This window comes from Pseudomonas nabeulensis, from assembly GCF_004682045.1.
Taxonomy (GTDB): domain Bacteria; phylum Pseudomonadota; class Gammaproteobacteria; order Pseudomonadales; family Pseudomonadaceae; genus Aquipseudomonas; species Aquipseudomonas nabeulensis.
Genome location: NZ_QUZT01000007.1, coordinates 14,239 through 33,988 on the forward strand (window position 1 = coordinate 14,239; position 19,750 = coordinate 33,988).

Genomic DNA, 19,750 nt, shown 5'->3' on the forward strand with positions numbered 1-19,750 from the left:
TGGCACAGCCTTTGGTTTCGGCTGCGCGCTTGTGGTTAAATACGGCGTCTTTTGCCCCGTGGCTTTCAACGGGGCGCTCATCATAACAGGACGGCCCCGCCCAAGACAGCGGCCGTCATAGGGACGCAAGCCGCCATGCAAGTGAAACACCTGCTGCTGATCGCCATCCTCGCCATGACTGCTGCTTGCTCGTCAACAAAGGAAGTCGTCGACGAAAACCTGAGCGAAGTCGAGTTGTACCAACAGGCTCAGAAAGACTTGGACAATAATAGCTTCACCAGCGCCACAGCGAAGCTGAAGGCCCTGGAGTCGCGTTATCCGTTCGGCCGCTACGCCGACCAGGCCCAACTTGAGTTGATCTACGCCAACTACAAGAACGCCGAGCCGGAAGCCGCCAAGTCTGCCGCCGAGCGTTTTATCCGCCTGCACCCGCAACACCCGAACGTGGACTACGCCTACTATATGAAGGGCCTGACCTCGTTCGACCAGGACGTTGGCCTGCTGGCGCGCTTCCTGCCGCTGGACATGACCAAGCGTGACCCGGGTGCTGCCCGCGACTCCTACAACGAGTTCGCCCAGCTGACCAGCCGCTACCCCAACAGCCGCTACGCGCCGGACGCCAAGCAGCGCATGATCTACCTGCGCAACCTGCTGGCCTCCTACGAGATCCACGTGGCTGACTACTACCTGACCCGTCAGGCCTACGTCGCCGCCGCCAACCGTGGCCGCTATGTAGTTGAAAACTTCCAGGAAACCCCTTCCGTGGGTGACGGCCTGGCCGTGATGACCGAGGCTTACCAGCGTCTGCACCTGGACGAGCTGGCCGCCACCAGCCTGGAAACCCTGAAACTCAACTACCCGGATCACCCAAGCCTGAAAGACGGCCAGTTCGTACCTCAGGTCGCCGAAGCGGACAACCGCTCGTGGCTGAGCAAGTACACCTTGGGCCTGATCGAATCCCGTCCACCGCTGCCGCCGGGTGAAACCCGCGCGAACCAGGACGTGATCAAGCAGTTCCAGGACGCGAAAGACGCCATCCCTTCGGACCTCAAGCCGCACGACGAGAACGGCGACGTGATCGAAGAAGAAGAGCCGCAAGCCCTGGGCAACAACCAGGACCGCTCGTGGTTCAGCTACATGACCTTCGGTGTGTTCGACTGATATCTGTCGGTGCAACGCAAAAAGGGAGCCCCTCGGGGCTCCCTTTTTTGTGGGCAAGCATTATTGCGCTGTGCGCCTGCAATGTCCTTGGCTAAACTGGCGCATTCCTTGTCGAGAAGCTCACCCTCATGGTTCGTCTACTGTTCTGGATTGCTGTTATTGCCGCTGCGGTATGGTTTTGGCGCAAATTCAAAAGCCCGGCCGCCAAGCAGCAACGCACCAGCGAGCCCGGCGCCGCGTTGATGGTGCGTTGCGCCCACTGCGGCGTGCATCTGCCGCAGGATCGCGCCTTGAGCTCACGCCAGGAGTGGTACTGCACCCAGGCGCACCTGGAGCAGGGGCCGAAGTCTATCCAGCGTTGATCCGACCTTCGGGCGCATAAGGTGTAGGGTCGATAATCGGCGCCTGCCCCAGCAATAGGTCTGCAAACAGCTGGCAGGACGCTGGCGCAAGCACCAGGCCATTGCGGTAATGCCCGCAATTGAGCCAAAGGCCTTTATAACCGGGTACTTCGCCAATATAGGGAATGCCCTCCGGTGAGCCCGGCCGCAAACCAGCCCAATGCCCCACCACTTCGGCATCAGCCAGGGCGGGAATCAACTCTACCGCCGAGGCCTTGAGGCTTTCCAGCGCAGATTCGGTAGGCGTCTTGTCGAAGCCCTCATGTTCCAGGGTGCTACCGATCAGGATGTGTCCGTCACGCCGGGGAATCGCATAACGTCCCTTCGCCAGCACCATGCTCGACAAAAAGTCTGAAGCGCATTTGTACAGGATCATCTGGCCTTTAACCGGCTCCACCGGCAGTGCCAGGCCCAACGTACCGAGCAACTCACCACTCCAGGCCCCCGCCGCCAACACGACCTGATCACCGCGGATCGATCCTTGCGACGTATTCACCCCCACCACACGGTCGCCCTCCAGGACGAACCCGGTCACTTGGCACTGCTCGTGAATCGTCACGCCTGGCAACGCCAACAGTGCCGCCTTGAGGGATTTGACCAGACGAGGATTGCGCACATTGGCCACATTGGCCATGTAGATCGCTTGGGAGTAACCGCCGCCCAGCACCGGCACCGCGTCATGGGCGGCCGAGACATCCACCTTGCTCAGCGGCCGGCCTTCACGGGCAGCCCAGGCCAGTGCTTCGGCTTCATCATCCAGGTCCAGCCAATACAGCCCGGTAGTGTGAACCTCGGGATCGACACCCGTGGCCGCAAACAAGCGCGCCGCCAATTGCGGGTAAAAATCCTGGGACCAATGGGCCAACGCAGTGACCGCCGGGCTGTAGCGCCACGGATACAGCGGCGAAACAATGCCACCGCCAGCCCAGGATGACTCCTGCCCCAGCCCTGCGCGCTCCAGCAAGGCAACTGTCTGCCCCCGAGAGGCCAGGTTGAACGCCGTCAACAAGCCGATGACCCCGCCACCGACAATCACTACCTGCTGTTGCTCTGCCATCATTTGATCCAGCCGAAAAATAGGAACAAGCGCACCCGGCGCCCAGTCGTCCAGCACTCTCATCATTGCCCCCAGCACAGCTTGCGCGACACGTCAGGTGCAGCACCTGGGTTGGCCCGCGCGCCGGCGCTGGTGAGGCTGAATTCGCCGCAAGGATCACCGGCCATCACCGACTCGACGACCGGCGAGGCCAGCAGATGAAAATCCTGGGGGTTCAATGCTGCGGTGATTCTATAGCGATCATTGCCCGCGCTGACGCCGCCTGCATCAATAAAAGTGCCGTTCCTCGTATAAAAGCGCTCCAGCACCTGAGCCTGCTCGGTCAGCAGCCCGACAATTTCCGTGCGATAGACCTTTTTCATGTGAGCGATGTATCCGGGGTAAGCGATCCCGGCCAACAGCGCAATAATCGCCACGGCGATCAGTAACTCGATCAGGGTAAAGCCCTGGCATTCCTTGCCCATTCCCATTGCTCCTTATTGAAGTTGTCGCCATGCCACGCGTCGAAACCGCACGCCGCCCTCTGCCTCCACCTGCGCGTACAGACTTTCCAAGACCGTACGCGACTGACCACTCAGCCCCACCGACGTCACCCGGTACAACATGGCCGGGGTTTGAACGGGTGAATTGACCAGCCCCAAGGCTGGCCCCAGAGACTGAATAGCGTAGAGACCGCCCTTAAGCCCAACCCATGCAATACCTGAAACTGGATTCACCCCGGCGCCCATCACCGTAAATGCCTCAGCCGGCGGCGCGCAGGCAATCATCGACGGGCACAATGGCAACGCTGCAGATGTACGCCGCACACTCGTCTCCCCCTGCCTCAGACCGCTCTCGGCACTTTGAAATGACTGGTTCCCATGCCAGAGGCTGCCGGCCATTTTTTGCTGGGTAAAAGCACCTTGCATTGATGACAGCCCCATCAGCGATAACAACAGTAAGAACACAAGGCTGATCAGCAGGACCATGCCCGCCTGCCCCATGGAATCTGTCTTGATAACTACCATGGCCGCCCTACCCCAAACGGTTTCGCAACGCCGCGACGACGCTGTAGGTTTGGTCCCTGACCCGCCTGTCCGGATCCTGCAAGGTCATCTTGATACGCACAGTGCGTATCAAAGCCCCATCGGCCGGGCTGGTGTCGTAGCGCACCACGGCGGCTGATGTCGACGTGGCCGCCACGCCAAAACTGATATCGAACGCCTGCACGTTATCCAGCAACACCGTTTTGGCGGGAGTGGCAGGCGTACTGAGCTTCAACTGGCCCGATTCGAAGGTGTAAGTCAGCTGGCGTATTGCAAAACGTAGCTGCCCAGGGGCTGGCACAGGTGAATGCCCAGCGTAGGCCTGGGCGACTCTCAAGCAGTCGGACAGCACTGTCCAATCAGGCCTGCCCCCGCCGTCGGCGTCAGCCGTTACCAACGTCAATGCTTTTGAACTGCCTCCATCGCTCCAGCTCACGGGCTGGTCAAATACCACGGGGGCATTGTCGATAAAGGCCGTCGCCTGGCAGCCAAACATGCCAGCCTGGCGGATATCCCGGATCATCTTGCCAAGGGCAAAGCGCGCATCATCCTGCAGCGCCATTGCCGCCTGCTGGCTTAAATGGGTCGCTCGCGAGCTGATCGTCACTTGACTGACCCCGAGCATCAGCACCAGGCCAAGAGCCATGGCGAGCAACAACTCCAGCAGACTGAAACCTCGCGCATCGCACCTCATTGCACCGCCTCCAAGCGACTGCTCAACGTGAAGGTCTCCCTGGCGCCCCGGCGGTCACTCCAACTGATACTGACGGTCGCCTCGCCTGCACTGATTTGCACCGAACCCCTGGCGCTCTCCCCGGCAAAACCGAGGATATTGGCCTCGAAGTCGTGCAAGTCCAGGTCACGCACGCTGGCGTTTGCCGAGCTTGCCGGGGCGCGGTCGGCTCGGCCCCAAGCGTAATCCGCCCCCGCATTGGCACGAATCCGGTCCAGCATGTCGTAGGCGATAAAACTCGCCTGGCTGGCCATCCTGGAACTGTCGGTGTAAGTGAGCGCATTGAGCTGAATCACCGCTGCGCCCATCAGGCCAACGGCAAGAATCAGCACGGCCACCAGCACTTCGATCAGCGTCATGCCGGTTTGGCCCCGAGACAAAGCAATGGGAGAACATGTAGTGAGACAAGCCAGCATTACCGTCGTCATCCGTGTCGAAGGCCAAAGAAAAAGCAGGAAAATCCTGCTGTGCGGCCCAAGACTAGCGTCGGTTTTTCACCTGCGCTGCTCCCGGAACAAAGGGAAATACTTTGGACATAAAGGCCATCATTCAACGCCACGGGCCGGGCGCTATACCTATGTCTGTGCCGGGATCTATGGAGGGATGGCCCATGAAACAACTCGGTTTTACCCTGATCGAACTCTTGCTCGGGCTCATCGTGAGCGGCCTGTTGGCGAGCCTGGCAGTGCCCAGTTTCATGAGCCTGCTGGACTCACAACAACGACAAAATGCAGCGCACTCGCTTGCGCAAGGCCTACGTTTGGCGCGCATGGAGGCCATCACCCGCAATCGGCCGGTGGTCATTTATGCATTGGGGGAGGATTGGAGCCAGGGCTGGCGCGTCGTCCTGGATTTGAGCGGGCGTGGCCATCTGGATGATGACAACCCCGTGCTGCTGGAGCGGCAAGCCAGTGGCCGCGTTTCGATTGTCGGCAACGGGCCAGTCAAGAGCCAGGTTCGCTTCAGCGGCTTGGGTGAACCAGTGTTTTCAGGCGGGGGATTCCGAGCCGGCACCGTGCATATATGCGCCACGGAACACGCTCAAAGCCTGCATCAGGTGGTGCTGGCGCCCAGCGGGCGCATCAGCCTGCGCAGCGACAAGGCCGAGCAGGCACTGTGCCGGGGTCAACCCGGCACCCTGGCACTCAGAGCAGTGAGCGAACCCGCAGTTCCTTGGGCATCGAGAAGGTGATGTTCTCTTCACGACCGGCCAGCTCTTCGGCCCCCGTGGCGCCCCAGGCGTGCAGTTGCTGGATCACGCCACGCACCAGGACTTCTGGAGCCGAGGCGCCGGCGGTGATACCGATACGCTCGACACCATCGAACCAGCTGCGCTGCATATCTTCAGCGCCGTCGATCAGGTACGCCGGTGTGGCCATGCGTTCAGCCAGCTCACGCAAACGGTTGGAGTTGGAGCTGTTGGGGCTGCCGACCACCAGAACCACATCGCATTCATCGGCCAGTTGCTTGACCGCATCCTGGCGGTTTTGCGTGGCGTAGCAGATATCATCCTTGCGCGGCCCGCCGATGGCCGGGAAACGCGTGCGCAGCGCATCGATCACGCGGCTGGTGTCGTCCATGGACAAGGTGGTCTGGGTCACGAATGCCAGGCGCTCGGGGTTGTGCACCTGCAGGTTGGCGACGTCTTTTTCATCTTCCACCAGGTAGATCGCGCCGCCATTGCTGGCGTCGTATTGGCCCATGGTGCCTTCGACTTCCGGGTGCCCGGCGTGGCCGATCAGGATGCACTCGCGGCCGTCACGGCTATAGCGCGCGACTTCGATATGCACCTTGGTCACCAACGGGCAGGTCGCGTCGAAGACTTTCAGGCCACGGCCTGCCGCTTCGGTACGCACTGCCTGGGAAACACCGTGGGCGCTGAAGATAACGATGACGTCGTCCGGCACCTGGTCGAGTTCTTCGACAAAGATAGCGCCGCGAGCGCGCAGGTCTTCGACCACGAACTTGTTGTGGACAACTTCATGGCGCACGTAAATCGGCGGCCCGAAGACTTCCAGGGCGCGGTTGACGATTTCGATCGCCCGGTCCACACCGGCGCAGAAGCCACGGGGGTTGGCGAGTTTGATTTGCATGCTGTGCCTCGTGTCTTGCAGCAATTTGGGTCAGGTGTGACGCTAACCCAACTGAAAATGAAGATCAAAGGTGGGAGGGGGCTTGCCCCCGATAGCGGTGGATCAGTCAAAAAATTGATGACTGATCCACCGCTATCGGGGGCAAGCCCCCTCCCACATAAGCCACACCAGCCATTAATTCGTGGTGTGCTGATCAGATTGCTTTAACGTCAATGATTTCAACGTCAAAGGTCAAGGTTTTACCGGCCAACGGGTGGTTGAAGTCGATGGTCACTTGGGTGTCATCGAAGGTTTTCACCACGCCTGGCAGCTCGGTATTCGCCGCATCATTGAAGATCACCAACAGGCCTTCCGACAGGTCCATGCCTTCGAACTGCGAACGCGGGATGATCTGCACGTTTTGCGGGTTGGGCTGGCCAAAGGCGTTTTCCGGCAGGATCTGCAGGGTGCGCTTGTCGCCGGCCTTGAAGCCGAACAGGGCCGCTTCGAAACCCGGCAGCAGGTTGCCGTCGCCCACTTTAAACGTGGCCGGGGCTTTGTCGAACGTGCTGTCGACCGTGTCGCCATTCTCCAGGCGCAGTGCGAAATGCAAGGTGACTTCCGTGTTCTGGCCGATGCGTTGCTCAGCCAATACCTGATCAGTCATTGACGGTCTCTCCGGTTTTCTTACTTTTGAACATATCCAACGCCAGCATGATTGCACCGACGGTGATGGCGCTGTCGGCAAAGTTGAACGCCGGGAAGTACCAGCGGTTCTGCCAATGCACCAGAATAAAGTCGATCACATGGCCCAGGGCAATGCGGTCGTACAGGTTGCCCAACGCGCCGCCCAACACCAGTGCCAAGGCGATCGCCAGCCAGGTGTCATCGCGACCCAAACGCTTGAGCCACACCACCAGCACCGCACTGACCACCACGGCGATCAGGGCAAACAACCAGCGTTGCCAGCCGCCACTGTCAGCCAAAAAGCTGAAAGCGGCGCCAGTGTTGTAGGCCAGGGTCCAGCTGAAGTAATCCGGGATCACCACGATCTGCTGGAACATCTGCAGGGAGCCTTCGAAATGAGCCTTGCTGACCTGGTCGATGACCAGGACCAGCAAACTCAGTACGAGCCAGCCCAGACGTCCGAAACGACTGGCTTTAGGCATAGTGGCGAACCTCACCGCTACCGCTGATGTTGTCGACGCAACGACCGCAGATTTCCGGATGCTCAGGGTTCACACCGACATCTTCACGGCAGTGCCAGCAACGGGCGCACTTGGCGAAAGCCGACTTGACCACCTTGAGTTTCAGGCCTGGGACTTCGGTCGCGACCGCATCTGCCGGGGCTTGGGCGAATGGCGCCAGGCTCGCGGTGGAAGTGATCAGCACGAAGCGCAGTTCGTTGCTCAGCTTGGCCAGGTCCGCGGTCAGGCCGTCCTCGGCGAACAGGGTGACTTCGGCTTGCAGGTTGCCACCGACGGCCTTGGCCGCACGCTGTACTTCCAGCTCCTTGTTCACCGCAACCTTCACGGCCATCACACCTTCCCAATACGCACGGCCCAGTTCGAAGTCGGCCGGCAGTTCGGTCAGGCCTTCGTACCAGGTGTTGAGCATCACGGACTCGTTACGCTCGCCCGGCAGGTACTCCCACAGTTCGTCGGCGGTAAAGGCCAGGATCGGTGCGATCCAGCGCACCAGCGCCTCAGAGATGTGGTACAGCGCGGTCTGCGCCGAGCGGCGTGCCTTGCTGTTTGCGCCGGTGGTGTACTGGCGGTCCTTGATGATGTCGAGGTAGAAGCCGCCCAATTCCTGCACGCAGAAGTTGTGGATCTTCGAGTAAACGTTCCAGAAGCGGTATTCGCCGTAGTTTTCCTGCAACTCACGTTGCAGCAACAGGGTACGGTCCACGGCCCAACGATCCAGCGCCAGCATGTCTTCGGCCGGCAGGATGTCGGTGGCCGGGTTGAAGCCGGTCAGGTTCGACAGCAGGAAGCGCGCGGTATTACGGATACGACGGTAGGCGTCGGCGCTGCGGGCCAGGATCTGGTCCGAGACGGCGATTTCACCCGAGTAGTCAGTCGACGCCACCCACAGACGCATGATGTCGGCGCCCAGGGTGTCGTTGATCTTTTTCGGCTCGATCACGTTTTTCAGCGACTTGGACATCTTGCGACCCGTCTCGTCGACGGTGAAGCCGTGGGTCAGCAGTTCGCGGTAAGGGGCGTGATTGTCGATGGCGCAACCGGTCAGCAGGGACGAGTGGAACCAGCCACGGTGTTGGTCCGAACCTTCCAGGTACAGGTCGGCACGCGGGCCGCTCTCGTGGCCCATCGGATGCGAACCGCGCAGGACGTGCCAATGCGTGGTGCCGGAGTCGAACCATACATCGAGGGTGTCGCTGATCTTGTCGTACTGCGGCGCTTCGTCGCCCAGCAGTTCGGCGGCGTCCAGCTTGAACCAGGCTTCGATACCTTCCTGCTCAACGCGCTGGGCCACGATTTCCATCAGCTCGACGGTACGTGGGTGCAGCTCGCCGCTTTCCTTGTTCAGGAAGAACGGGATCGGCACGCCCCAGTTACGCTGGCGGGAGATGCACCAGTCCGGGCGGTTGGCGATCATCGAGTGCAGGCGCGCCTGGCCCCAGGCCGGGACGAACTTGGTGTCTTCGATGGCCTTGAGCGAGCGAACACGCAGGGTGTCGCCGCTGGTTGGCTCTTTGTCCATGCCGATAAACCACTGCGCGGTGGCGCGGTAGATCAGCGGGGTCTTGTGGCGCCAGCAGTGCATGTAGCTGTGCTTGATGGTTTCGGTGTGCAGCAGCGAACCGACTTCCTTCAATTTGTCGATGATCGGTTCGTTGGCCTTGAAGATGAACTGGCCGCCGAAGAACTCCAGCGACGGCGCGTAAACGCCATTGCTCTGCACCGGATTGAGGATGTCATCGTTGACCATGCCGTAGGCTTTGCAGGTCACGAAGTCGTCCACGCCGTAGGCGGGCGCGGAGTGAACCACGCCAGTGCCCGAGCCCAGCTCGACGTAATCAGCCAGGTACACCGGCGACAGACGGTCATAGAACGGGTGACGGAAGTTGATCAGCTCCAGCGCCTTACCGGTACTGGTGGCGATCACCGAACCTTGCAGCTCATAGCGCGCCAGGCAGGCTTCAACCATTTCCTCGGCCAGCACCAGCAGGCGATCACCCACGTCCACCAGGGCGTAGGTGAATTCCGGGTGCACGTTGAGCGCCTGGTTGGCGGGGATGGTCCACGGGGTGGTGGTCCAGATCACGATGGCGGCGGGCTTGGCCAGCGATGCCAGGCCAAACGCCTCGGCCAGCTTGGCGTCGTCGGCAATCGGGAAGGCCACGTCGATGGTCGAGGACTTCTTGTCTTCGTACTCGACTTCCGCTTCAGCCAGGGCCGAACCGCAGTCGAAGCACCAGTTCACCGGCTTGAGGCCCTTGAACACGAAACCGCCCTTGACGATTTCGGCCAAGGCGCGGATTTCACCGGCCTCGTTCTTGAAGTTCATGGTTTTGTAGGGGTTGTCCCACTCACCCAGCACACCCAGGCGGATGAATTCGGACTTCTGCCCTTCGATCTGCTCGGTGGCGTAGGCACGGCACAGTTCGCGGGTTTTGTCCGCGCCCAGGTTCTTGCCGTAGGTCACTTCGACTTTGTGTTCGATTGGCAGGCCGTGGCAGTCCCAACCCGGCACGTACGGTGCGTCGAAGCCCGACAGGGTTTTCGAGCGCAGGATCATGTCCTTGAGAATCTTGTTCAGCGCATGACCGATGTGAATGGTGCCGTTGGCATAAGGAGGGCCGTCGTGCAGGACGAATTTCGGACGATCCTTGCCAATTTCGCGCAACTTTCCGTACAGGCCAATACTGTCCCAGCGCTGCAGGATCTGCGGTTCGCGCTGTGGCAGGCCGGCCTTCATTGGGAAGGCGGTGTCCGGAAGGTTTAGCGTGGCTTTATAGTCGGTCATTTAAGGCTCTTCGGTTAGCGATGGGCGCTAGGTGCGGCTAGTGCACGGGCGGCGGCGACATCCGCATTGATCGCCGTTTTCAACGCCTCAAGGGAGGCGAAACGCTGCTCTTCACGCAGCTTCTGGTGGAAAACCACCGTCAAACGCCGGTCATATAGATCACCGGCAAAATCCAAAAGGTGAACTTCCAGGTGGGCCTTGCCATCACCTGCAACCGTGGGCCTGACGCCTATGTTGGCGACTCCCGGCCACGATTGGCCGTCAATATCGACGCTGACCAGGTAAACCCCGGTGAGCGGCACACGACGGCGCTTGAGTTGCACGTTGGCGGTCGGCGTGCCCAATTGGCGCGCCAGCTTCTGGCCGTGCAATACCCGCCCGGCGATGCGGAACGGGCGACCGAGCAAGCGCTCGGCCAACGCGAAGTCGGCAGCAGCCAGGGCGTTACGCACCTGGGTACTGCTCACACGCAGGCCGTCCAGTTCGACGGTTTGCGCGGCTTCGACGGTAAACCCCTGGTTGACGCCGGCGTGTTGCAGGAAATCGAAATCGCCTACGCGGTCGCAACCAAAGCGGAAGTCGTCACCGACCTCCAAATGCTGTACGCCCAGGCCATCCACCAGGATCCGGTCGACGAACTCGGCGGCGCTGAGGCTTTGCAAACGCTGGTTGAAAGCCAGGCAGAGAACGCGGTCCACGCCTTCTTCGGCCAGCAGTTGCAGCTTGTCCCGCAGGCGGGCCAGGCGCGCCGGCGCGGTCTCGGGGGTGAAGTATTCCCGCGGCTGTGGCTCAAAAATCACCACGCAGCTGGGCACGCCCAACTCGACCGCACGCTCGCGCAGCCGGGCCAGGATAGCCTGGTGGCCACGGTGAACACCGTCAAAGTTGCCAATAGTGGCGACGCAGCCCCGATGCTGGGGGCGCAGGTTGTGGAGACCTCGAACCAGCTGCATAACGCGCTTCTTGCTCATAAAGTGGTCGATTATAACCACACCCGGCCCCGGACGACAGGCAACAGAACAGGCCAAATGGGTCGAATCGATAAAACAACGGTTTTATCGCTGGAATGTCTCTATCCCAACGACTTGCGATTGAAATCCCGTAGACGGAAGCCTTGCAGCAGCAACATCCCGAAGTACACCACCACGCCAGCCACGACCAATACCCCCAAACGCATGAAGCGCTCCAGCATATGGCCCTCGTCCCAGGCGGGCATAAAGTGCATCAGGCCCAGCAACACTGCCGACATCGCACCCACTGCCACCAGCAGCTTGAGGGCAAACAGCCCCCAGCCCGGCTGCGGCTGGAACATCTGCTGCTTGCGCAGTTGATAAAACAGCAGGCCGGCGTTGATGCACGCACCCGCACTGATCGCCAGCGCCAGGCCGGCATGGGCCAGCGGGCCGATAAACACCAGGTTGAGCAGTTGCGTGACGATCAGCGTGAATATTGCGATTTTCACCGGCGTACGGATGTTTTGCTGCGCATAGAAGCCTGGGGCCAGCACCTTGATCACGATGATACCCAGCAGGCCAACGGAATACGCAATCAACGCACGCTGGGTCATGGAGGCGTCAAATGCACTGAATTGGCCGTATTGGAACAGCGATACCGTCAGCGGCTCGGCCAGAATCCCCAAAGCCAGGGAACACGGCAACACTAGCACAAAGCACAGGCGCAGGCCCCAATCGAGGATGCGCGAGTATTCCTGGCGGTCCTTGCTGGCGTAGGTGCGCGACAGCGTTGGCAGCAAAATCGTGCCCAGCGCCACGCCCAGCACGCCGGACGGCAACTCCATCAGACGGTCGGCGTAGTACATCCACGACACCGAGCCCGAGACCAGCAGCGAGGCAAATGCCGTATTGATGATCAGGGAAATCTGGCTCACCGACACGCCAAGGATCGCCGGCAACATATTGCGCATCACGCGCCATACGCCGGTGTCCTTGAGGTTCAGGCGTGGCAGTACGAGCATGCCGATTTTTTTCAGGTGCGGCAGTTGGTAGAGCAGTTGCGCCAGGCCACCGGCCAGCACGGCCCAGCCCAAAGCCATGACTGGTGGATCGAAATAAGGCGTCAGGAACAGCGCGAAGATGATCATGCTGACGTTAAGCAGGGTCGGCACGAACGCCGGCACCGAGAAACGGTTCCAGGTATTGAGGATCGCCCCGGCCAGCGACGACAGCGAGATCAGCAATATATAAGGAAAGGTCACCCGCAACAGGTCGGTGGTCAGCGCGAATTTTTCCGGGGTATTGGCAAAACCGGGCGCCGTGGCCCAGATCACCCAGGGGGCGGCGAGCATGCCGAGGATGGTCACCCCCATCAACACCAGGGTCAGCAGGCCCGAAACATAGGCAATAAAGGTGCGGGTCGCCTCCTCGCCCTGCTGGGTCTTGTATTCGGCCAGGATCGGGACAAACGCCTGGGAAAATGCACCTTCCGCGAAGATCCGTCGCAGCAGGTTGGGCAATTTAAAGGCAATAAAGAAGGCATCCGTGGCCATGCTGGCGCCAAAAATGCGCGCCAACAGGGTGTCGCGCACGAACCCCAAAACCCGGGAGATCATCGTGATAGAGCTGACGGCAGCCAACGATTTGAGGAGGTTCATTGAAAGAGTTTGCGCCTATTAGATAAACAGCAGGCGAACAACGCGCCTACTTATGCGATACTGCGCGCCTGCAAAACAGCACAGAGCCAAAGCTCGCGAGTTTACAGGTCAAGCGCCGGAAATAAATCACCCGCCTCTTCAGATCGACCACTCAGCAGTTCGCATCAGCCGCCCTTGACAACACATCAAGTCATCGGCATGATTCGCGGCCTATTTTGTTTGCTATTTCCTAAAAAGTCTTTCGAGGAGCTCGACGGTGGCCAACACACCTTCCGCCAAAAAACGTGCAAAACAGGCTGAGAAGCGTCGCAGCCACAACGCCAGCCTGCGTTCCATGGTTCGTACCTACATCAAGAATGTAGTTAAAGCCATCGACACCAAAGACGCTGAAAAAGCACAAGCTGCTTACGTTCTGGCTGTGCCTGTTATCGACCGTATGGCCGATAAAGGCATCATCCACAAGAACAAGGCCGCTCGTCATAAGAGCCGTCTGAATGGCCACATCAAGGCTCTGAGCGTCGCTGCTGCAGCCTAAGTGGTAACAACTGCAACACAACCCAGGTTGTGAAACAGTTAAGAAATGCCCCGGATCGAAAGGTCCGGGGCATTTTTGTTTGTTCACGAAATCACCACAACTCTCCTTGTGGGAGGGGGCTTGCCCCCGATAGCGGTGGGTCAGCTACAAATGCAGTGACTGACACACTGCCATCGGGGGCAAGCCCCCTCCCACACAAGCCCCCTCCCACATTTAGACCCCATACTTTTTTGGGGCACAAAAAAAACGCCCCGAACCAGTCGGGGCGTTTTTGCAACCAGTTGATCAATGCATCAATCAGTGCTGGTGACCGCCTTCACCGTGAACGTGGCCGTGAGCCACTTCTTCTTGGGAAGCGTCGCGGATGGCCACGATCTTCACTTTGAAGTTCAGGCGCTGGCCAGCCAGTGGGTGGTTGCCGTCGACGGTTACGTCGTCGCCGTCCAGGTCGCGGATGGTCACGATCTGCATTTGGCCGTCCGGCGCGGAAGCGTGGAACTGCATGCCCACTTCCAGCTCGTCAACGCCTTCGAACATGCTGCGGCTCAGGGTGCTGACCAGTTCGGCCGAGTACTCGCCGTAGGCATCTTCTGGTTCTACGGCAACGGTCAGCTCATCACCGACGCTCTTGCCTTCCAGGGCCTTTTCCAGGCCTGGGATGATGTTACCTGCACCTTGCAGGTAGACCAGCGGCGCGCCGCCGGCGGAGCTGTCGATGACCTCACCAGCGTCGTTGGTCAGGGTATAGTCGATGGAGACAGCCTTGTTAGCGGCGATCGTCATGGGGCGAGACCTTTTGCATAAGAATGAAGAACGGACAAGTCTAAACAAGGATTTGCCCGAAAGCGAACACAACCCGGACAGACGGGGTCACACACGCGACTCGACGATCACCGGTTTCCATCAGGACGACGACCAACACTGGGTCGCCGAGCTGTCCTGCGGCCACACCCAGCACCTGCGCCATCAGCCGCCATGGCAGTCCCGCGCCTGGGTACTCGACCCCGCGCAACGCCTGGAAAAAATAGGCCAGCCCTTTGCCTGCGGCTGGTGTGCGCAAGCACTCGAATAACGATAACCTTGGCGCCTGATTCGCGGTAGACGCTCAGCCATAGAGCGCCACCCAAGCCATGCACCTCCAGAGAATTCGCATGCAGACTTTTTTTATCGCGCCCACCGATTTTGGTGTGGGTCTGACCTCCATCAGCCTTGGGCTGGTGCGCACCCTTGAACGGGCCGGGCTCAAAGTCGGTTTCTTCAAACCCATTGCCCAGCCGCATCCTGGCGACACTGGCCCCGAACGCTCCACCGAACTGGTGGCACGCACCCACGGCCTCAAGCCGCCACAGCCCCTGGGCCTGGCCCACGTAGAGCGCATGCTCGGCGACGGCCAGCTCGATGAGCTGCTGGAAGAAATCATCACGTTGTATCAGCAGGCCGCTGTGGGCAAGGACGTATTGATCGTCGAAGGCATGGTGCCGACCCGCAACGCCAGCTATGCCGCACGGGTCAATCTGCACCTGGCCAAGAGCCTGGACGCAGAAGTAATCCTGGTCTCGGCGCCGGAAAACGAAGTGCTCACCGAGCTTTCGGGCCGCGTGGAATTGCAGGCCCAGCTATTTGGCGGCCCGAAAGATCCAAAAGTCCTCGGCGTGATCCTTAACAAGGTGCGCACCGACGAAAGCATGGAGGCTTTCTCCGCACGCCTCAAAGAGCATTCGCCATTGTTGCGCAGTGGCGATTTCCGCCTGCTCGGCTGCATTCCCTACCAACCCGAACTGAACGCCCCGCGCACCCGCGACGTGGCCGACCTGATGGGCGCGCAGGTGCTTAACGCGGGCGACTACGAAACCCGGCGCATGACCAAGATCATCATCTGCGCCCGCACCATGCGTAATACCGTGGAGCTGCTCAAGCCCGGCGTGCTGGTGGTCACCCCCGGCGACCGCGATGACATCATCCTCGCCGTCAGCCTGGCCGCGATCAATGGCGTGCCCTTGGCCGGCCTGCTGCTGACCAGCGACACCCTGCCCGACCCGCGCATCATGGATCTGTGCCGTGGCGCCTTCCAGGCCGGGCTGCCGGTGCTGTCGGTGAGCACCGGCTCGTTTGATACCGCCAACCAACTCAACAGCCTGAACAAAGAGATCCCCATCGATGACCGCGAGCGCGCGGAGATCATCACCGACTTCGTTGCCAGCCACCTCGATGCGCGCTGGCTGCACCAACGCTGCGGCACGCCACGGGAGATGCGCCTGTCGCCGGCGGTGTTCCGCTATCAGTTGATCCAGCGCGCCCAGGCCGCCAACAAGCGCATCGTGTTGCCCGAAGGCAGCGAGCCGCTGACCGTGCAAGCCGCCGCCATCTGCCAGGCCCGCGGCATCGCCCGCTGTGTATTGCTGGCCAAACCTGAGGATGTCGAAGCCGTCGCCCGCGCCCAGGGCATCGAATTGCCCGAGGGCCTGGAGATTCTCGACCCGGACCTGATTCGCCAGCGCTATGTCGAGCCGATGGTGGCCCTGCGCAAGAGCAAGAGCCTCAATGCGCCGATGGCCGAGCAGCAACTGGAAGACACCGTGGTGATCGCCACCATGATGCTCGCGCTGGATGAAGTGGACGGTCTGGTCTCAGGCGTTATCCACTCCACCGCCAACACCATCCGCCCTGCCCTACAACTGATCAAGACCGCGCCGGGCTGCACCCTGGTGTCGTCGGTGTTCTTTATGCTGTTCCCCGAGCAGGTGCTGGTGTACGGCGATTGCGTGATGAACCCGCACCCCAGCGCTGCGGAATTGGCAGAGATTGCCCTGCAAAGCGCCGACTCGGCGGCCGCGTTCGGTATTACGCCGCGCGTGGCGATGATCAGCTATTCCAGCGGCGACTCGGCCAGCGGTGAAGAAGTGGAGAAAGTCCGCGAAGCCACCCTGCTTGCCCACGAACAGCAAAGCTCGCTGCTGATCGACGGCCCGCTGCAATACGACGCCGCCGCCAACGAAACCGTGGCTCGCCAACTGGCCCCCAACAGCCAGGTCGCCGGCAGGGCCACGGTGTTCGTGTTCCCCGACCTCAACACCGGCAACACCACTCACAAGGCCGTGCAACGCAGTGCCGATTGCGTCAGCCTCGGGCCGATGCTCCAGGGCCTGCGCAAACCGGTGAACGACCTGCCACGCGGCGCCCAGGTGGACGACATTGTGTACACCATCGCGCTCACCGCGATCCAAGCCGCCAACCGACCGATGGATATCTAAATGCTGGATTTTCTACCTGCTGCCGTGCGCGGCGTGATCGCATCGCTATTGTTGGCGCTGAACACGATCCTGTTGTGCTCGTTCCTGTTTATCGTGGCGCTGTTCAAGGCGCTGCCGTTTGCCAAGCGTTTCAGCGAATGGCTGATGAACCACACCCACGAGGCCTGGGTCACCAACAACAAGGGCTGGATGAACCTGGTGCGCCGCACCCGCTGGCACATCACCGGCCTCGAAGGGTTGGACTACCAGCACTCGTACCTGGTGACCAGCAACCACCAGAGTTGGGTCGACATCATGGTGTTGCAGTACGTGCTTAACCGCCGGATTCGCCCGCTCAAGTTCTTCCTCAAGCAGGAACTGATCTGGGTGCCGGTGATTGGTTTGGCGTGGTGGGCCCTGGGCTTCCCCTTCATGAAGCGCTACACCAAGGCGTACCTGGAGAAGCACCCTGAGAAGAAAGGCAAAGACCTGGAAACCACCCGCCGGACCTGTGCGAAGTTTCGCGACAACCCGGTGGGGATTTTCAACTTTGCCGAAGGTACGCGGTTTACGCCGGGCAAGCATGCGCAGCAGAAGTCGCCGTTCCGTTATCTGCTCAAGCCTAAGGCCGGCGGTATCGCGTTCGTGCTGGATGCGATGGGGGAGCAGTTGAAGTCATTGGTCAATGTGACCATTCACTACCCGGCCGGGCGGCCTGGGTATTGGGATTTGCTGTGCGGGAATGTGCAGGACGTGGTGGTGCAGTTTGAAGAGGTGCAAATCCCGGCTGAATTCATTGGCAAGAATTATGAGCAGGATGGGGAGTACCGGACGGCGTTCCAGGGTTGGATCAACCGGCTGTGGGAGGAGAAAGATCAGCTACTGGAAAAGCTGCACACTGAGTTCCCAGGCAAAAAGTGATCAAAATGTGGGAGGGGGCTTGCCCCCGATAGCAGTGGGTCAGTAAAAGATGTACTGACTGACACACTGCCATCGGGGGCAAGCCCCCTCCCACATTTGATTGCGACCGGCTTTAGATCGCGCCGCGCTGACGCAACAGCTCCAGCACTTGCTTGACGCTTTCTTCCAGCGACAGGGCCTGGGTGTCGATGACCAGGTCGGCATTCAACGGCACGTCGTACGGGAAGGATTCGCCAGGGATGTTATCCCCACCGGCCGCGTACAAACCTTGCGGATCACGCTCGGCGCATACCAGCGGCGAGGCTTGCACGTAGACCGTCAGCAGACGGTCGCCGCCGATCAACGCCTTGGCCTGTTCACGGCCTTCGGCATCCGGCGCAACGAACGCCGCCAGGGTCAGCAAGCCCGCTTCGTTGAATTGGCGCGCCACGTGAGCGGCACGACGCCAGTTCTCGGTGCGACCGGCACGGTCCTGCGGCAACCCTTTGTTCAGGTCGTGACGCAGATTCTGGCCATCCAGCACGAACACCGCACGGCCCATGTCGAACAGCTTGCGCTCAACCGCATAGGCCAGGGTGCTCTTGCCAGCGCCCGACAGGCCGCTGAACAACACGGTGGCCGGCTGCTGGCCAAAACGCTGGGCGCGTTCTTCGGTGGCCACGTGGGCCAACTTGCCGTGCTGCGCCGAGCTGCCGTGGGTTACCGGTGGCGCGATGATCATGCCAGCGGCCACGGTGCCATTGGTCAAACGGTCGATGACGATAAACGCACCGGTGGTGCGGTTGCTGTCGTAGCCGTCCAACGCGATAGCGGCGTCGAGGCTGACTTTCACGCGGCCAATCTCGTTCAACTGCAGCGAACTCGCCGGGCCTTCGGCCAGGGTGTTCACGTCCACGCGGTGCACGATGCTGGTGATGGAACCCGGCACGTAGCTGGTGGCGCGCTTGATGTCGTATTTCTTGCCCGGCAGCATCGGTTCTTCGGCCATCCACACCAGCATAGCGTCGAAGGCGTCGGTCACTTGCGGCACGTTATCGGCGTGTACCAGCAGGTCGCCACGGGAGATGTCGATCTCGTCTTCCATGGTCAGGGTCACGGCCTGGCCAGGGCCGGCGTTCTCCAGCTCACCTTCGAAGGTGACGATGGATTTGACGCGGCTGCTCTTGCCCGACGGCAGCACCACGACTTCGTCGCCCTTGTGCACGACGCCACTGGCCAGGGTGCCGGCGAAACCACGGAAGTTCAGGTTCGGACGGTTGACGTACTGCACCGGGAAACGCAGGTCGGTGTAGTTGCGGTCATTGGCGATCTCGACGGTTTCGAGGATCTCCATCAGCGACTGGCCGGTGTACCAGGGCGAACGCTCGCTCTTGTTCACCACGTTGTCGCCTTTGAGCGCGGACATTGGCACGAAGGCCAGGGTGCTCGGCTTGAACGAAATACCTTCGGCGAACTTCAGGTAATCGGCCTTGATCGACTCGAATACGCTTTGGTCGAAGCCGTTGATGTCCATCTTGTTGATGGCCACCACGATGTGCTTGATGCCCAGCAACGAGGCAATGTAGCTGTGGCGACGGGTCTGGGTCTGCACGCCGTAGCGGGCGTCGATCAGGATGATCGCCAGGTCACAGGTGGACGCACCGGTGGCCATGTTGCGGGTGTACTGCTCATGGCCGGGGGTGTCGGCGATGATGAATTTGCGCTTGGCGGTAGAGAAGTAGCGGTAGGCGACATCGATGGTGATGCCTTGCTCCCGCTCTGCCTGCAGGCCGTCGACCAGCAACGCCAGGTCGATGTCGTCGCCGGTGGTGCCGGACTTCTTCGAATCGCGGGTGATGGCTTCCAGGTGATCTTCGTAGATCATCTTGGAGTCGTGCAGCAGGCGCCCGATCAGGGTGCTCTTGCCGTCGTCGACGTTGCCACAGGTCAGGAAGCGCAACATTTCCTTGCGCTCGTGCTGGCCCAGGTAGGCGAGGATGTCCTCGCTGATCAAATCAGATGCGTGCGACAT

The 19,750-nt window shown here is 60.6% G+C and carries 20 protein-coding genes; 7 read left to right on the forward strand and 13 right to left on the reverse strand.

The window, feature by feature from the left end; all coding sequences use genetic code 11:
- Window positions 1-135: 135 nt before the first annotated feature.
- Window positions 136-1,161, forward strand: a complete 1,026-nt coding sequence (locus DYL61_RS05765; RefSeq protein WP_135307562.1) for an outer membrane protein assembly factor BamD — start codon at window positions 136-138, stop codon at window positions 1,159-1,161.
- 128 nt (window positions 1,162-1,289) lie between these two features.
- On the forward strand, window positions 1,290-1,523 hold the full coding sequence (locus DYL61_RS05770; protein WP_105697440.1) for a PP0621 family protein: 234 nt from the start codon (window positions 1,290-1,292) through the stop codon (window positions 1,521-1,523).
- On the opposite strand, the gene thiO is transcribed toward DYL61_RS05770, so the two are convergent.
- The 5 genes from thiO to pilV form a co-directional block, all read right to left on the reverse strand.
- Window positions 1,510-2,619 carry a glycine oxidase ThiO gene (gene thiO, locus DYL61_RS05775; RefSeq protein WP_135307563.1) on the reverse strand — a complete coding sequence of 370 codons (1,110 nt, stop codon included), beginning with the start codon at window positions 2,617-2,619 and terminating at the stop codon, window positions 1,510-1,512. The two genes, DYL61_RS05770 and thiO, sit on opposite strands and share 14 nt — an antisense overlap.
- A gap of 62 nt (window positions 2,620-2,681) precedes the next feature.
- Window positions 2,682-3,083: a type IV pilin protein gene (locus DYL61_RS05780; protein ID WP_135307564.1), complete on the reverse strand. Its 402-nt coding sequence runs from the start codon at window positions 3,081-3,083 to the stop codon at window positions 2,682-2,684.
- Between the two features lie 12 nt (window positions 3,084-3,095).
- The gene (locus DYL61_RS05785) at window positions 3,096-3,587 is read right to left on the reverse strand and encodes a pilus assembly PilX family protein (protein ID WP_135307565.1); all 492 of its coding nucleotides are present in this window, start codon (window positions 3,585-3,587) and stop codon (window positions 3,096-3,098) included.
- A 46-nt stretch (window positions 3,588-3,633) separates the two neighbouring features.
- Window positions 3,634-4,338, reverse strand: coding sequence for a PilW family protein (locus tag DYL61_RS05790; protein WP_135307566.1), 705 nt, complete (start codon window positions 4,336-4,338; stop codon window positions 3,634-3,636).
- Window positions 4,335-4,793, reverse strand: a complete 459-nt coding sequence (gene pilV, locus DYL61_RS05795) for a type IV pilus modification protein PilV (RefSeq protein WP_135307567.1) — start codon at window positions 4,791-4,793, stop codon at window positions 4,335-4,337. The genes DYL61_RS05790 and pilV overlap by 4 nt, the downstream gene beginning before the upstream one ends.
- Window positions 4,794-4,987: 194 nt before the next feature.
- On the opposite strand from pilV, the gene DYL61_RS05800 reads away from it, so the two are divergent.
- Window positions 4,988-5,569, forward strand: coding sequence for a GspH/FimT family pseudopilin (locus DYL61_RS05800; protein ID WP_135307568.1), 582 nt, complete (start codon window positions 4,988-4,990; stop codon window positions 5,567-5,569).
- Here the strand turns inward: DYL61_RS05800 and ispH are convergent.
- The 6 genes from ispH to murJ form a co-directional block, all read right to left on the reverse strand.
- Complete coding sequence (gene ispH / locus DYL61_RS05805) at window positions 5,523-6,470, reverse strand: 4-hydroxy-3-methylbut-2-enyl diphosphate reductase (protein ID WP_135307569.1); 948 nt, start codon at window positions 6,468-6,470, stop codon at window positions 5,523-5,525. The genes DYL61_RS05800 and ispH overlap by 47 nt on opposite strands.
- A 193-nt stretch (window positions 6,471-6,663) precedes the next feature.
- Window positions 6,664-7,101: an FKBP-type peptidyl-prolyl cis-trans isomerase gene (locus DYL61_RS05810; protein ID WP_193559428.1), complete on the reverse strand. Its 438-nt coding sequence runs from the start codon at window positions 7,099-7,101 to the stop codon at window positions 6,664-6,666.
- A 7-nt stretch (window positions 7,102-7,108) separates the two neighbouring features.
- Window positions 7,109-7,618 (reverse strand): signal peptidase II, encoded by a 510-nt coding sequence (gene lspA / locus DYL61_RS05815; protein WP_135307571.1) that lies wholly within the window; start codon window positions 7,616-7,618, stop codon window positions 7,109-7,111.
- The gene (gene ileS / locus DYL61_RS05820; RefSeq protein WP_135307572.1) at window positions 7,611-10,442 is read right to left on the reverse strand and encodes an isoleucine--tRNA ligase; all 2,832 of its coding nucleotides are present in this window, start codon (window positions 10,440-10,442) and stop codon (window positions 7,611-7,613) included. Before ileS ends, lspA begins: the two co-directional genes overlap by 8 nt.
- 14 nt (window positions 10,443-10,456) lie before the next feature.
- A complete protein-coding gene (gene ribF / locus DYL61_RS05825) occupies window positions 10,457-11,395 on the reverse strand; it encodes a bifunctional riboflavin kinase/FAD synthetase (protein WP_167496637.1) in 939 nt (312 codons plus the stop codon).
- 119 nt (window positions 11,396-11,514) lie between these two features.
- Window positions 11,515-13,053: a murein biosynthesis integral membrane protein MurJ gene (murJ, locus tag DYL61_RS05830; RefSeq protein WP_135307573.1), complete on the reverse strand. Its 1,539-nt coding sequence runs from the start codon at window positions 13,051-13,053 to the stop codon at window positions 11,515-11,517.
- A gap of 256 nt (window positions 13,054-13,309) precedes the next feature.
- On the opposite strand from murJ, the gene rpsT reads away from it, so the two are divergent.
- Window positions 13,310-13,588: a 30S ribosomal protein S20 gene (gene rpsT / locus DYL61_RS05835; protein ID WP_016976313.1), complete on the forward strand. Its 279-nt coding sequence runs from the start codon at window positions 13,310-13,312 to the stop codon at window positions 13,586-13,588.
- Between the two features lie 297 nt (window positions 13,589-13,885).
- On the opposite strand, the gene DYL61_RS05840 is transcribed toward rpsT, so the two are convergent.
- Entirely contained in the window at window positions 13,886-14,371 is a 486-nt protein-coding gene (locus DYL61_RS05840; protein WP_135307574.1) for an FKBP-type peptidyl-prolyl cis-trans isomerase, read from the reverse strand.
- Here DYL61_RS05840 and DYL61_RS05845 point away from each other — a divergent pair.
- From DYL61_RS05845 to DYL61_RS05855, 3 genes are all read left to right on the forward strand, one after another.
- Window positions 14,370-14,660 (forward strand): DUF3565 domain-containing protein, encoded by a 291-nt coding sequence (locus tag DYL61_RS05845; RefSeq protein ID WP_105697451.1) that lies wholly within the window; start codon window positions 14,370-14,372, stop codon window positions 14,658-14,660. The genes DYL61_RS05840 and DYL61_RS05845 overlap by 2 nt on opposite strands.
- Window positions 14,661-14,739: 79 nt before the next feature.
- Window positions 14,740-16,839: a phosphate acetyltransferase gene (gene pta / locus DYL61_RS05850; RefSeq protein WP_135307575.1), complete on the forward strand. Its 2,100-nt coding sequence runs from the start codon at window positions 14,740-14,742 to the stop codon at window positions 16,837-16,839.
- Window positions 16,840-17,739 (forward strand): acyltransferase, encoded by a 900-nt coding sequence (locus DYL61_RS05855; RefSeq protein ID WP_135307576.1) that lies wholly within the window; start codon window positions 16,840-16,842, stop codon window positions 17,737-17,739.
- 112 nt (window positions 17,740-17,851) lie between these two features.
- On the opposite strand, the gene cysN is transcribed toward DYL61_RS05855, so the two are convergent.
- On the reverse strand, window positions 17,852-19,750 hold the full coding sequence (cysN, locus tag DYL61_RS05860; RefSeq protein WP_135307577.1) for a sulfate adenylyltransferase subunit CysN: 1,899 nt from the start codon (window positions 19,748-19,750) through the stop codon (window positions 17,852-17,854).

Bases quoted from the DNA above. Each gene is read 5' to 3' on its own strand.
- ribF (WP_167496637.1), bottom strand. From the start codon at position 11,395: ATGCAGCTGGTTCGAGGTCTCCACAACCTGCGCCCCCAGCATCGGGGC.
- DYL61_RS05800 (WP_135307568.1), top strand. From the start codon at position 4,988: ATGAAACAACTCGGTTTTACCCTGATCGAACTCTTGCTCGGGCTCATC.
- DYL61_RS05765 (WP_135307562.1), top strand. From the start codon at position 136: ATGCAAGTGAAACACCTGCTGCTGATCGCCATCCTCGCCATGACTGCT.
- ileS (WP_135307572.1), bottom strand. From the start codon at position 10,442: ATGACCGACTATAAAGCCACGCTAAACCTTCCGGACACCGCCTTCCCA.
- ispH (WP_135307569.1), bottom strand. From the start codon at position 6,470: ATGCAAATCAAACTCGCCAACCCCCGTGGCTTCTGCGCCGGTGTGGAC.
- DYL61_RS05845 (WP_105697451.1), top strand. From the start codon at position 14,370: ATGGGGCGAGACCTTTTGCATAAGAATGAAGAACGGACAAGTCTAAAC.
- DYL61_RS05780 (WP_135307564.1), bottom strand. From the start codon at position 3,083: ATGGGCAAGGAATGCCAGGGCTTTACCCTGATCGAGTTACTGATCGCC.
- lspA (WP_135307571.1), bottom strand. From the start codon at position 7,618: ATGCCTAAAGCCAGTCGTTTCGGACGTCTGGGCTGGCTCGTACTGAGT.
- thiO (WP_135307563.1), bottom strand. From the start codon at position 2,619: ATGGCAGAGCAACAGCAGGTAGTGATTGTCGGTGGCGGGGTCATCGGC.
- DYL61_RS05790 (WP_135307566.1), bottom strand. From the start codon at position 4,338: ATGAGGTGCGATGCGCGAGGTTTCAGTCTGCTGGAGTTGTTGCTCGCC.
- murJ (WP_135307573.1), bottom strand. From the start codon at position 13,053: ATGAACCTCCTCAAATCGTTGGCTGCCGTCAGCTCTATCACGATGATC.
- pilV (WP_135307567.1), bottom strand. From the start codon at position 4,793: ATGCTGGCTTGTCTCACTACATGTTCTCCCATTGCTTTGTCTCGGGGC.
- DYL61_RS05855 (WP_135307576.1), top strand. From the start codon at position 16,840: ATGCTGGATTTTCTACCTGCTGCCGTGCGCGGCGTGATCGCATCGCTA.
- cysN (WP_135307577.1), bottom strand. From the start codon at position 19,750: ATGTCGCACGCATCTGATTTGATCAGCGAGGACATCCTCGCCTACCTG.
- pta (WP_135307575.1), top strand. From the start codon at position 14,740: ATGCAGACTTTTTTTATCGCGCCCACCGATTTTGGTGTGGGTCTGACC.
- DYL61_RS05770 (WP_105697440.1), top strand. From the start codon at position 1,290: ATGGTTCGTCTACTGTTCTGGATTGCTGTTATTGCCGCTGCGGTATGG.
- DYL61_RS05785 (WP_135307565.1), bottom strand. From the start codon at position 3,587: ATGGTCCTGCTGATCAGCCTTGTGTTCTTACTGTTGTTATCGCTGATG.
- DYL61_RS05840 (WP_135307574.1), bottom strand. From the start codon at position 14,371: ATGACGATCGCCGCTAACAAGGCTGTCTCCATCGACTATACCCTGACC.